Below are 12,570 nucleotides of genomic sequence, written 5' to 3'. Positions count from 1 at the left end.
TTGGAGTGTCGGGGGGGGTGGGGGGGGTGGGGGGGGGGGGGGCGCCGCGGGGCGGGCGCGGCGGGGCCGGGGGCGGGCCCCCCCCCCCCCCCCCCCCCCCCCCCCCCCCCCGCCCCCCTTCGCCGCACCGCGGTGTCCCCGCCGCGCGGCCTCACCGGTAGACGACGACCTTGTCGCCGTTCCTCACCTGCGCGTACAGATCCGCGATCGCTCCCTCGTCCCGCACGTTGACGCAGCCGTGCGAGGCGCCCGCGTACCCGTGGGCCGCGAAGTCGTAGGAGTAGTGCACGGCCTGGCCGCCGCTGAAGAACATGGCGTACGGCATGGCCGAGTCGTAGAGGGTCGACCAGTGGTCACGGGACTTCCAGTAGACCCGGAAGACGCCCTCCCGGGTCGGCGTGTGCTGCGAGCCGAAGCGCACGGACATCGTCGACACGGTCCGTCCGTCGATCATCCAGCGCAGCGTCCGGCTGGACTTGCTGACACACAGCACCCGTCCGGTCGTGCAGCGCGGGTCGGGCGCGGCGGCGGGCTGCCCGCCCATCAGGTACAGGTCCCACTTGCCCGGCTCGCGCGACATCCCCAGCAGCCGCTGCCAGGTGACGGTGTCCGTCCGGCCGGTCCTGGGCAGTCCGCGCTTGCCCTGGAACCCGCTGACGGCGCGCTCGGTCAGGTCGTCGTACGTCCCGGTCGGCCCGTCCACCAGCCAGGCGACCTGCCGCAGCCGGGCCTGCAGTTCACGGACGTCACGGCCGGTGTCGCCCGGCTCCCACAGCACCCGGCCGGTCCTCGGTCCGGCCGGCGGCGCACTCGGCGAGCGCCGGTCCGGGGACGACGTGCTCTTCGACGGCGCCCCGGTGGTGACGTCGATGCGCACCGGCGCCCGCCCCTTGCCGTCCGGCCCCGTGCCCTGCACGGTGCAGCCGCCCGCCACCAGGGCCGCTCCCAGCGCGACGGCGACCGCCCGTCCCGTTGTCCCCCTGCCCGTCCCACGCATCACGGCCCCCCGTCGTCCCACGGCCCAGCACCGGCGTCACCTGACTAGTGCCCGCGGATGACGCGCCGCGAACGACACGGCATCGTTGTGACCGGGACCGCATCGAGGTTGTGAGCAAGGTCCCAGCGTGGGCCACTCCACCGGGTGCACGCACGCGGATACAGTCCGTCGAGATGCCGGTCCCTACCGGCGGGTCAATGACGGGTAGTTCGAGCAGTAGGAACATGTGCTCAGCGGGAGGCATCACACCATGACGCGCGAGTCCGAGTCCGGGCTGCCCATCGAACCGGTCTACGGTCCCGACGCCCTGGCGGACTGGGACGCGGCCGAGAAGCTGGGCGAGCCCGGGAAGTACCCCTTCACCCGCGGTGTCTACCCGTCGATGTACACGGGCCGGCCATGGACGATGCGCCAGTACGCCGGTTTCGGCACGGCGACCGAGTCCAACGCCCGTTACAAGCAGCTGATCGCCAACGGCACCATGGGCCTGTCGGTCGCCTTCGACCTGCCCACCCAGATGGGTCACGACTCCGACGCCCCCATCGCGAGCGGCGAGGTCGGCAAGGTCGGGGTCGCCATCGACTCCATCGACGACATGCGCGTGCTGTTCGGCGGGATCCCGCTGGACAAGGTCTCCACGTCGATGACGATCAACGCGCCGGCCTCCCTGCTGCTCCTGCTCTACCAACTCGTCGCCGAGGAGCAGGGCGTGCGCGCCGACCAGCTCACCGGCACGATCCAGAACGACGTGCTGAAGGAGTACATCGCGCGCGGGACGTACATCTTCCCGCCGAAGCCCTCGCTGCGGCTGATCGCCGACATCTTCAAGTACTGCCGGGCCGAGATCCCCAAGTGGAACACCATCTCGATCTCCGGCTACCACATGGCCGAGGCCGGCGCCTCGCCCGCGCAGGAGATCGCGTTCACCCTCGCGGACGGCATCGAGTACGTGCGCACCGCGGTCGCGGCCGGCATGGACGTGGACGACTTCGCGCCCCGCCTCTCGTTCTTCTTCGTGGCCCGGACGACGATCCTGGAGGAGGTCGCCAAGTTCCGCGCGGCCCGCCGGATCTGGGCGCGGGTGATGAAGGAGGAGTTCGGCGCGAAGAACCCCAAGTCGCTGATGCTGCGCTTCCACACCCAGACCGCGGGCGTGCAGCTGACCGCCCAGCAGCCCGAGGTCAACCTGGTCCGCGTGGCCGTGCAGGGTCTCGGCGCGGTCCTCGGCGGCACGCAGTCGCTGCACACCAACTCCTTCGACGAGGCCATCGCGCTGCCCACCGACAAGTCGGCGCGCCTCGCCCTGCGCACCCAGCAGGTCCTCGCCTACGAGACGGACGTGACGGCGACCGTCGACCCCTTCGCCGGCTCCTACGTCGTGGAGAAGATGACCGACGACGTCGAGGCGGCGGCCCTGGAGCTGATGGGCAAGGTCGAGGACCTCGGCGGCGCGGTCAACGCCATCGAGCACGGCTTCCAGAAGAGCGAGATCGAGCGCTCCGCCTACCGCATCGCCCAGGAGACCGACTCCGGCGAACGGGTCGTGGTCGGCGTCAACCGCTTCCAGCTCGACGCGGAGGAGCCCTACGAGCCGCTGCGCGTCGACCCGGCCATCGAGGCCCAGCAGGCCGAGCGCCTGGCCGGGCTCCGCGCCGAGCGCGACCAGGCGGCGGTGGACTCGGCGCTGGCGGCCCTGAAGAAGGCGGCCGAGGGCGAGGACAACGTCCTGTACCCGATGAAGGACGCGCTGCGCGCCCGCGCCACGGTGGGCGAGGTGTGCAACGCGCTGCGGGAGGTGTGGGGGACCTACGTGCCCTCCGACGCCTTCTGAGTGCGTTTCTGATCACCCGTCGGACGCGCTGCGTGCGCGTCCGTACCGACGGCTGGAACACCGGCGAGGAGTGTCGCACCCGCGTGCGACACTCCCTCCATGTTCGGCGTCATAGATCTCCCCACCTACCTCGCGGGCCTCGTCCTCATCGTCCTGCTGCCCGGCCCCAACTCCCTCTACGTCCTCTCCGTGGCCGCCCGCCGCGGCGTGCGCGCCGGGTACACGGCCGCCGCCGGGGTCTGGTGCGGCGACGCGGTGCTGATGACGCTGTCGGCCGCCGGAGTGGCCTCGCTGCTCCAGGCCAACGCCGTGCTGTTCGGGATCGTGAAGTACGCCGGCGCCGGCTACCTCACGTGGCTCGCGGTCGGGATGATGCGGGCCGCGTGGGGGATGTGGCGGACCCGGCGCGAGCAGGCGGCGACGGATTCCGCCGAGCCGGTGGCCGGGGACGAGCGGCCCTTCCGCCGGGCCCTGGTCGTCAGCCTCTTCAACCCGAAGGCCATCCTCTTCTTCGTCGCCTTCTTCGTGCAGTTCGTCGACCCGGGCTACGCCTACCCCGCCCTGTCCTTCGTCGTCCTCGGCGCCTTCGCCCAGTTCTTCAGCTTCCTCTACCTGAGCGCGCTGATCTTCAGCGGCACCAAGCTGTCCGCCGCCTTCCGCCGCCGCAAGCGGCTGTCGGCGGGAGCGACCTCGGCGGCGGGCGCGCTGTTCCTCGGTTTCGCGGTGAAGCTGTCGGTGGCCAGCGCCTAACCGGAGGATGTCGTCCGGATCCTGCCGCGGTCGCGGGGTCCGGCCCCGGACACCGCGCCGGGCGGCGCCGGGGCGCGTCGTCAGGCCGGTCCGAAGCGGGCCAGGTAGCCGCCGAGCCCGGTCGCGTCCTCGCCCGCCCAGCCGACGTAGCCGTCCGGCCGGACCAGGAAGAGGCCGGTGCCGTACATCGCGTGTCCCGGCCCCCGGACGACGGGCACCGACTCCGGCACCGGCGGCGCCGCGACGCCCAGCGCCAGCAGCGTCCAGTGCGGTCCGCGGAACGCGTCGAAGAGCCGGACGCCGTCCACGGTGCCGTCGGGCGCGCGGTCGCCGGCCCGCAGGGCACCGTCGGGGACGGCACGCGTCTCCACCGTCAGGGACGAGCCCCGGTAGCCGATCCCCATCTGCCGGGTCTCGCCGCCGCGCCGCACCTCGCCGCGGTGGACGGCGGTCGACAGGTCCAGCATCCGGGCGGCGACCGGGCGCCGCTCCTCCTCGTAGCTGTCCAGGAGGGCGGCCGGGGCGCTGCCCGACAGCACCGCGCCCAGCTTCCAGCCCAGGTTGTAGGCGTCCTGGACGCTGGTGTTCAGTCCCTGGCCGCCCGCGGGGGAGTGCACGTGCGCCGCGTCGCCGGCGAGGAAGACCCGGCCCGCGCGGAAGCGGTCGGCCAGGGCCGCCCGCGGCCGGAAGTCGGAGGTCCAGCGCACCTCGGTCACGTCCTCGGCGGCGATGTGCGAGCGCCGCGCGACGACCTCGCGCACGCCGTCCGGTGAGGTGTCCACGGCCGCGCCCTCCGGGAACCGCGCCATCACCTGGAAGTCCTCGGTGCCGGCCAGCGGGCAGACGGCGAGGAAGTCCTCGCCGTCGTGCGGCGGGAAGACGTGCCAGTTGTCGCGGTCCAGGCCGCTGATCCGGACGTCCGCCACCAGTGTCGGGCTCGGGTCGACGGTCTCGCCGGTCATGCGGATGCCGAGCGCGCGGCGCACCGCCGAACGGCCGCCGTCCGCCGCGACCAGGTAGCGGGCGCGCACCGTTGCGCCCGCGGCGAGGTGCGCGGTGACGCCCGTGCCGTCCTGCGTGACACCGGCGACCTCGTGGCGGAAGGCGACCTTGCCGCCCAGTTCGGCGAGCCGCGCCGCCAGGATCTCCTGGGTGCGCCACTGCGGCACCATCCACGCCCGGTTGTACGGCGAGTCCTCGCTCGGCTCGGCCGGCTCGAACATCTGGTGCTCGCCCACCCGCTCGCCGTCGCGCCAGACCATGCCGACCGGGTAGGGGCCGCCCGCCGCGTGGATCGCGTCGACGATGCCGAGATCGTCGAAGACCTCCATCGTGCGGGGCTGGAATCCCTTGCCCCGCGAGCCGGGGAACAGCTCTCCGGCCGCCTCCAGGACCAGCGCGTCCACCCCGCGCCGGGCCAGGTCCACGCCGAGGGCGAGGCCGGTGGGCCCGGCGCCGACTATCAGCACGTCCGTGTCCAGGGCGTGCGTATCCATGACATCCACGGGCAAGTCTCCTTAACGTCGTTAAGTTACGTCCGGGTCCGAGGATGGACCTAACGCCGTTAAGGTGTCAAGCGTGAGTACGGAACGACGCGCCCCCCTCGACCGCCGACGGGTCGCGGACACGGCGCTGGAGCTGCTGAACGAGGTCGGTCTCGACGGTCTGACCCTGCGCACCATCGCCAGGGAGCTGGACGTCAAGGCGCCCGCCCTCTACTGGCACTTCAAGGACAAGCAGGCCCTGCTCGACGAGATGGCCACCGAGATGTACCGGCGGATGGTCGCCGGGACACCCCTCGACCCGGCCGACACCTGGCGGGAGCGGCTGCTCAAGGCCAACCACGGCCTGCGCGCGTCCCTGCTCGCCTACCGCGACGGCGCCAAGGTGTTCAGCGGTTCACGTTTCACCGGCGCGGTGCACGCCGAGTACATGGAGGGCACTCTGCGGCTGTTCACCGCCGCGGGGTTCACCCTGGCCCAGGCGGTCCGGGCGACCACCACGACGTACCAGTTCACCCTTGGCTTCGTCACCGAGGAACAGGGCGTCGTGCCCGTGCCCGGCGAGCGCCGCGAGGGCTACGACGTGGACGAACGCGCCCGCCTGCTGGCCGACTACCCCCTGACGGCCGCGGCGGGCGCGGAGATCTTCACGGACTACGACCGGCACTTCGAGGAGTCGCTGGCCCTGGTGATCGAGGGCGTCGCGGCCACCTACGGCCTCGACTGAGCCGCCCTCCCCGCCCCCGCCGCCTTCGCCCGCCGGGCCGCCCGGTGGCGGCGCACCGCGCGCGTGACCAGAGGCGGCAGCAGGTCGAGCGCGAGCCGCCGGGTGCGCTCCCGCGGGGCCGGCGGGCGAACCGCCCGGGCCGGCGGACGGGCCTCGGCGGTCCGGCCCGGCACCGGTGCGGCGTCCGGCCGGCCCGCGTCCGGCGCCGCAGCCGGCGCCGCGGCGGGCGCCGGGTGCCGTGAGGACGGCAGCGAGGGCGGCCGCAGCCGCTTGCTCCTGGCGCGGGTCCGCACCAGCCGCTGTCCGGCGGCCCGCTCCACGGTCACGGCGATGTCCTCGCGCCCGCGCAGCGCCGCGAGCAGCTCCTCCTGCACGGGCTCCGGGTCGCCCCAGGTGCCGTACAGCTTCTGGCTGCTCAGGCAGACCGGGCGCAGTCCGCGGTTGAGCACCGCCTCCCAGGCCGCGACCGCGACGCCCGGGGTGTGCTCGCTGCGGAAGTCGTCCAGGACGACGATGCCGTCGGGGCCCAGCAGCTCCCTGGCCGCGCCGATGTCGCCCTCGACGTGCTCGTACAGGTGCGAGGCGTCGACGTGGACGAAGCGGCAGGAGCCCGGCGCGACCCGGTCGACGACCGCGGAACTGGGCGCCTGAATGACCGTCGGCAGGGTGTCGTGGAAGGAGAGGTAGTTGCGCTCGAAGGCCTGGCGGGTGAGGGAGGAGTACGACTTCGCCGCCTCCGCCCGGTTGGCGGCGTCCGGCGGCTCGGCCCCGAACAGGTCGCAGACGGTCAGGGTCTCGCCGTCCCGCAGGTGGTGCCCCAGCAGGATCGCGCTCTTGCCCAGGTAGGCGCCCAGTTCGAGCAGGTCGCCCCGGGTGTGCAGCCGTTCCTGGCGCTCCAGGAACCAGGAGAACAGCACCTGGTCGAGCGGCCAGAACCAGCCCGGGACGTCGTTCAGCTCTCCGGGGTACTCGTGCGTCTCTTGCGCAGTGGCCATGAGGCGAGGATGCCCCCTCCACCCCCGAAAGGAAGGGGGCGCGCGCGATCCGATGGGCAGAAAATCGCACGAATTGCCCAACGTGTCCGGCCGGGCACCGTGCGCGGCCCGCTCCTGCCGCTCGGCCCGTCAGGCCGCCCGGAGGTACGCCGAGCGGGCCGCCTTGCCCAGGAAGGTGAAGCGGGTCTTTCCCCGGAGGCGGTCGTCCAGGGCGTCCTTGATGCCCGGCCAGCGGGGATCGCCGTAGTCGTCCAGGACCACGATCGCGCCGGAAGCCGCGATCTCCTCCGCCCACTCGAGGTCCTGGGCGACACCCTTGGCCGAGTGGTCTCCGTCCACGACGATCACGCCGTAGCTGCGGTCCGCCACGGCCGCCCGGGTCTCCGGGTCCTCGGAGAAGCCCTGCCGGATCCGTGCCGCGGCGCCCGCCGGGCCGGCCAGGGCGAGGTTGGTGCGCACGGCGTGCTCGTCCACCGGCGCTCCCGTGGGGTCCGGGCGCTGGTCGGTGCCCGGCTGGAGCTGCACGCCGGCGAACGGGTCGACGATGGTCAGGTGCGGGCTGCGGCCGTCGCGCTCCATCATCCGGACCAGCCCCGTGGAGAACATGCCGTACAGCGTGCCGATCTCCAGGATCTCGTCGTTCGGCGGGTCCAGCAGGGGGATCGTGCCGAGCTTGCCGCAGATGTTCATGGTGCCGCCCGCGATCCGGCCGACGCCCAGCGACTCCAGCGCCACCAGCAGCCGGAACGCGGCGGCGACGTTGCGCACCGCCGCGTCGCGGTCCCCCGACAGCTCCGTGACCTCGGCGTACAGGTGCTCCAGCGACGCCTCGCCCACCATGCGGGAGATGCCGCGGCCGTCGGGGCCGAGCAGCAGCTCGAAGGTGAGCTGCCGGTGCCTGAGCACCTCGACGTCACGGGCCAGCCGCTCGGTGTCCGGGACGGCCGGTGCCGTCCGGGTGTCGGTCCGGCGGACCGCCGAGCGGACCTGGCGCTCGATGCGCTGGTCTATGAGGTCGGCCACCGGGCGCAGCAGACGCCGGGACACCGAGCTGCGGAGCAGGGAGCGGCTGTTCATGGAGCAGGGGCCTCTATCCGTCATGGGGGAGATGCGTCGGACACGTGGGAGGTGGCGCACAGGCTAGCCCAGGAAATGCGCAACCGAATTTCCCGGCGGGCCGTCGCGAAAGATCCCATTAACCCCCGCGCCACATTCAGGACGCATGACGTTTTCCTTTCGGTCGACGGAATGCGGCTCGAATTGATTGTTCCGTCGGGTCGTGGGCGTGATTGGTCATTGATTATTCCCCCATCGTTCACCGGCTGTGGCACAACCAGGAGGGAATAGCCCCGGTCTAATCGGTCGGACAAGCGCGCAGGGAGTGACGTCCCCACAGGAGGCGCTGTACGCGACGAATTTGCTTGGGGTCCGCCGAGAATGATTCGCCCAACCCTGCGCGGCAGACCGCGGCGGGCCGCCGCACTGCTCGCCGCGGCCGTCACCGTCATCGCGTTCTGCGCGGCCGACGCCGTCGCCCGCAGCTACCCCTTCGGCCCGCGCACCCGCGCGGTCAACGACCTGGGCAACCAGTACGTGCCGTTCCACGCCCACCTGTGGGACCTGCTGCACGGCCGGTCCGACGGCGGGCTGCTCGTCAACTGGCAGTCCGGGTACGGCTCCAGCTTCCTGCCCGACCTCGGTACGTACCTGAGCAGCCCGTTCGCCCTGCTCGTCGCGCTGTTCCCGAGGGACGAGATCGACCTGGCCGTCTACGCGGTCACCGTCCTGAAGACCGCCTGCGCCGGGGCCGCCATGGCCTGGCTGCTGCTCCGGCTGCGCCCCGGCCGCTGGTGGGCCGCGGGGCTGCTGGGCGCCGCGTACGCGCTGTGCGGCTGGTCGCTCGCCGACGCCTCGTACAACCCGATGTGGCTCGACGGTCTCGTCGCCCTGCCCCTGCTGTGCCTGGTCGGGGAATGGTCGCTCACCGGACGGCGCCGGCTGTCCGGTGTGCTGATCGTGGCGCTCGCCTGGATCGCCAACTTCTACACCGCGTACATGGCCACCCTCGGCGCCGGTCTCTTCCTGCTGCTGCGGCTGTGGCTCTCCGGCCTCCCGCGCCGCCCGGCGTGGACGGCGGCCGGCCGCGCCGCGGTCACCGTGGCCCTCGGCGTCGGCCTGGCGGCACCGATGGTCACGGTCGTCTACTTCGGCACCCGGCACGCCTACCCGGGGCGCGTCACGCACTTCGCGCCGGTCGCGACCGAGGACCTGCTCGCCCGGCTGCTTCCGACGACGTACGGATTCGGCAGCCCGGCGGTCTTCGTCGGCACCACCACGCTGCTGCTCGCCCTCGCGCTGCCCTTCCACCGGGCCGCCCCCGTGCGGGTGCGCGCCGGCTGGACCCTGCTGGTGGCCGCCGTCGCGCTGTCCATGCAGTGGACGCCGACCCACCTCGCCTGGCACGCCTTCACCACCCCCAACGGCAGCCCCTACCGCCAGACGTTCGTGCTGTGCGCGCTGCTGGTCGTGGCGGCCTGGCACACGCTGTCGTACGGCGTGCCCGCCCGGCGCGCGCTGGCGGCGGCCACCGCACTGCTCGCCCTCGTGGCGGCCGTCGCGAGCCGCAGCGGCCTGGTGCACTCCTACGCCTGGCCGGTACTGCTCGCGGCCGTCGCCGGGTCGCTCGGCGGGCTGCTCCTGCTGCGGCACCTGGAGACCGTGCGGCCCGTCACCGCCGCTTCCCCGGTCCCGGACGCGGGGGACGGCAGCGCCCCGAAGACGGACGCCCCGCGGACGGGCCCCGCCGGCCCCGGTGCGCGTCCGCGGCACCGCGCGGCGCTCGCCGGACTCGCCGCCGTCCTCCTGGTCGGCGCCCAGGTCGGCGAGGCCGCCGCCACCTCCGCGGTGGCCACCCGGCTGCGCCTGAACCACCTGGACGACTACGCGTCCTGGGGAGACCGGCAGCGCAGTCAGGCGGAGGCCGTGGCCGGGGCCGACGGCTGGCCCGCCCACCGGACCGACCCCGGCCGGGAACAGACCGTGGGCAACGACCCGATGGTGGTGGGCGGCCAGGGCGCCCAGTACTACAGCAGCCTCACCGCGGACGTCCTCAGCCGCACCCTCACCGCCCTCGGTGACGGCTGGACCTCGCGCGGGCGGAACGTGCAGAGCCTGGACAACGCCGTCACCGACGCGATCTTCTCGGTGGGCGCCCGGGTCCACTCCCCGCCCGACCAGCACCAGAGGTGGAACCCCCGCGACCGCACCCCGGTGACCGTGTCCCGGCAGGACGTACCGCCCCTGGTGACCGTCCGGCCGTCCGCCGCGACCGCCGGCACCGGCGTCTCCGCCTTCGGCCCGTCGCCCTACCGCAACCAGGAACTGCTGCTCGGCACGCGCGTCTACACGGTGCCCGAGCTGACCGTGCGCACCGGCGACGGCGGGCAGCCCGGCCGCGCGGCCGAAGACCGGGCGACCGGAGACCACGCGGCCGAAGACCGCGCGACGGGAGACCGCGCGACGGGAGACCGCGCGACGGGAGACCGCAAGGCCGGCGACGGGACGGGCTCGGTGATCGAGGCCCCCCGCACGAAGGCGGCCGCAAACCGACGGCCGACGATCACGGCCCGGTGCCCGGCGGGCAGCGAGGTCTACCTCTGGGCGCCGCACTTCTCGGGCACCGCCCGCCTCACCGCCACCCCGGCCGCCCCGCTGACCGGCCGCTTCACCTCCGACGCCGCCAAGATCGCCGCGATGCAGCGGCTCGGCACGGCCCCGGCGTCCGGCCCGGTGCGGATCGAGCTGTCGCCCACCCGGACCGGCACCGTCCCGGACGGCGCGGTCGGCTGCCTCGACACCGCGCGGCTGCGCGCCGCCGTCCGGGAGCTGAAGGACACGGGCGCCGAAGAGGTGACCGTCTCCGACGGCACCGTCCGGGCCCGGCTCCCGGCCGGCAGCACGGGCACCGCCGTGCTCGCCGCCCCCAGGATCGCCGGCTGGCGGTGCGCGGCGGACGGGGCCGGGGCCGAACCCGCCCGGACCTACTACGGGCTGGTCGCCGTCCCGCTGGACGGCTCCGCGACCAGCATCACCTGCACCTTCCACCCGCCCGGCCTGCGCCTGGGCACGGCCGTCGGGGGCGTCTCGCTCCTGACCCTCGTCCTGCTCGGCACGCTCACCGCCGTCCGCCGACGGCGCCCCGCGCCCCGCCCGGAGCCGCGCACCACCGCGCGACCGCGCGAGCGCACCACCAGCACCCTCTGACCCGCGCCCCGGAGACCACCATGCTCATATCGATCGTCGCCCCCTGCTACAACGAGGAAGACGTCGTCGAACGCTTCCACAGCGCCGTGCAGCAGGTCGCCGACGACCTGCTGCCGCTCGGCCACGACATGGAGTTCGTCTACGTCGACGACGGCAGCCGCGACCGGACGCTCAGCCTCCTGGAACAGCTCGCCGCACGCGACCCGCGCGTCCGCTTCGTCTCCTTCAGCCGCAACTTCGGCAAGGAGGCCGCCCTCCTCGCCGGACTGCGCCACGCCTCCGGCGACACGGTGGTGGTCATGGACGCCGACCTCCAGCACCCGCCGGAGCTGATCGAGCGCATGGTCGAGCTGCACGGCCAGGGCTACGACCAGGTGCTCGCCCGGCGCAGCCGGCGCGGCGACCGGTTCGCCCGCACCCTCACCGCCCGCCTGTACTACCGACTGGTCAACCGGCTCGTCGACGTCGAACTCGTCGACGGCGTCGGCGACTTCCGGCTGCTGTCCCGGCGTGTGGTGGACGCGGTGCTGGCCCTGACCGAGTACAACCGCTTCTCCAAGGGGCTGTTCGCCTGGGTCGGGTTCCCCACCACCACCTTCGAGTACGAGAACGCCGTGCGCGAGCACGGTCGCAGCTCCTGGACCCTGAAGTCCCTGCTGAACTACGGGCTCGACGGGCTGCTGTCGTTCAACAACCGACCGCTGCGCGCCGCCCTGCACCTCGGCATGGTCCTGCTGACCTTCGCCGGGCTCTACACGGCGTGGATCGTGGGCGCCGCGCTCGTCAACGGCGTGGAGACGCCCGGATACGTCACGATCATCACCGTCGTGACCGCGCTCGCCGGGGTGCAGATGGTGATGCTGGGCGTGATCGGGGAGTACACCGGCCGGATCTACTACGAGGTCAAGGGGCGCCCGCACTTCCTGGTGAAGGCGAGCAACGTGGAACGCGCGAAGGACCTCATCCGCTGATGCGTACCGTCACCACCGGCCCGATGCCGAGGCAGATCGCGACCTTCGCGGTGGTCGGCGTCGTCAACACCGGCCTGTACTACGGCCTCTACCTGCTGTTCCTCGTGCGCCTGCCGTATCTCCTCGCGCACGTCCTCGCGTTCCTGCTCAGCATGGTCGGGTCCTTCTTCCTGAACGCGCGCTTCACCTACCGGACCCGGCCGACCTGGCGGAAGTTCCTGCTGTTCCCCCTGACGAACGCCGCCAACTTCGTGATCACCACCGCCGGGGTGTACGTGATCGTGGACGTGCTGCGGGCCGGCAGCCGGTTCGCGCCCCTGCTCGCCTCCGCGGCGGCGATCCCGGTGACCTTCGTGGTCTCCCGCTGGATCATGATGCCGAAGACGCAGGACAAGCAGAACAAGCAGAACAAGCAGAGCGGGCAGGGCAAGCGGGACGCGCAGACGGCTCGGACCGCTCGGACCGTCGCGCTCGTGCCCGAAACGCAGAGGGCGCCCGCCGAGGCGGACGCCCTCCGGGAGCCGCGGCCCGGGC

9 protein-coding genes and 1 pseudogene are annotated in these 12,570 nt (G+C 73.1%); 6 read left to right on the top strand and 4 right to left on the bottom strand.

The genetic code is table 11. The annotated features are described in order from the left end of the window. Nucleotides 1-151: 151 nt before the first annotated feature. Nucleotides 152-997, bottom strand: coding sequence for a L,D-transpeptidase family protein (locus ACIBCJ_RS20480; RefSeq protein ID WP_362502864.1), 846 nt, complete (start codon nt 995-997; stop codon nt 152-154). Nucleotides 998-1,247: 250 nt separating this feature from the next. Between ACIBCJ_RS20480 and ACIBCJ_RS20475 the strand changes: the two genes are divergently transcribed. Together ACIBCJ_RS20475 and leuE are read left to right on the top strand one after the other, a co-directional pair. Beyond that, the gene (locus ACIBCJ_RS20475; RefSeq protein WP_362103579.1) at nt 1,248-2,828 is read left to right on the top strand and encodes a methylmalonyl-CoA mutase family protein; all 1,581 of its coding nucleotides are present in this window, start codon (nt 1,248-1,250) and stop codon (nt 2,826-2,828) included. Between the two features lie 99 nt (nt 2,829-2,927). Next, the gene (leuE, locus tag ACIBCJ_RS20470) at nt 2,928-3,578 is read left to right on the top strand and encodes a leucine efflux protein LeuE (protein ID WP_362103580.1); all 651 of its coding nucleotides are present in this window, start codon (nt 2,928-2,930) and stop codon (nt 3,576-3,578) included. A gap of 80 nt (nt 3,579-3,658) precedes the next feature. On the opposite strand, the gene ACIBCJ_RS20465 is transcribed toward leuE, so the two are convergent. Continuing rightward, nucleotides 3,659-5,074, bottom strand: coding sequence for an FAD-dependent oxidoreductase (locus tag ACIBCJ_RS20465; protein ID WP_365980509.1), 1,416 nt, complete (start codon nt 5,072-5,074; stop codon nt 3,659-3,661). Between the two features lie 82 nt (nt 5,075-5,156). On the opposite strand from ACIBCJ_RS20465, the gene ACIBCJ_RS20460 reads away from it, so the two are divergent. Further along, nucleotides 5,157-5,807 carry a TetR/AcrR family transcriptional regulator gene (locus tag ACIBCJ_RS20460; protein ID WP_362103581.1) on the top strand — a complete coding sequence of 217 codons (651 nt, stop codon included), beginning with the start codon at nt 5,157-5,159 and terminating at the stop codon, nt 5,805-5,807. Here ACIBCJ_RS20460 and ACIBCJ_RS20455 read toward each other — a convergent pair. Both ACIBCJ_RS20455 and ACIBCJ_RS20450 read right to left on the bottom strand, forming a co-directional pair. Further along, nucleotides 5,792-6,802 (bottom strand): class I SAM-dependent methyltransferase, encoded by a 1,011-nt coding sequence (locus tag ACIBCJ_RS20455; protein ID WP_362103582.1) that lies wholly within the window; start codon nt 6,800-6,802, stop codon nt 5,792-5,794. The two genes, ACIBCJ_RS20460 and ACIBCJ_RS20455, sit on opposite strands and share 16 nt — an antisense overlap. 129 nt (nt 6,803-6,931) lie before the next feature. Further along, nucleotides 6,932-7,879 (bottom strand): class I SAM-dependent methyltransferase, encoded by a 948-nt coding sequence (locus tag ACIBCJ_RS20450; RefSeq protein WP_365980483.1) that lies wholly within the window; start codon nt 7,877-7,879, stop codon nt 6,932-6,934. A gap of 360 nt (nt 7,880-8,239) precedes the next feature. Between ACIBCJ_RS20450 and ACIBCJ_RS20445 the strand changes: the two genes are divergently transcribed. From ACIBCJ_RS20445 to ACIBCJ_RS20435, 3 genes and pseudogenes are all read left to right on the top strand, one after another. After that, nucleotides 8,240-11,065 (top strand): YfhO family protein, encoded by a 2,826-nt coding sequence (locus ACIBCJ_RS20445; RefSeq protein ID WP_365980484.1) that lies wholly within the window; start codon nt 8,240-8,242, stop codon nt 11,063-11,065. 20 nt (nt 11,066-11,085) lie between these two features. Beyond that, entirely contained in the window at nt 11,086-12,036 is a 951-nt protein-coding gene (locus ACIBCJ_RS20440; protein ID WP_362103585.1) for a glycosyltransferase family 2 protein, read from the top strand. Continuing rightward, nucleotides 12,036-12,419: pseudogene (locus ACIBCJ_RS20435) on the top strand (GtrA family protein); the annotation flags it as partial. The gene ACIBCJ_RS20440 and the pseudogene ACIBCJ_RS20435, both read left to right, overlap by 1 nt. Between the last annotated feature and the right edge of the window lie 151 nt (nt 12,420-12,570).

This window comes from Streptomyces sp. NPDC051136, from assembly GCF_044455745.1.
GTDB lineage: Bacteria > Actinomycetota > Actinomycetes > Streptomycetales > Streptomycetaceae > Streptomyces.
This window is presented reverse-complemented; position numbering and strand designations above follow the sequence as displayed.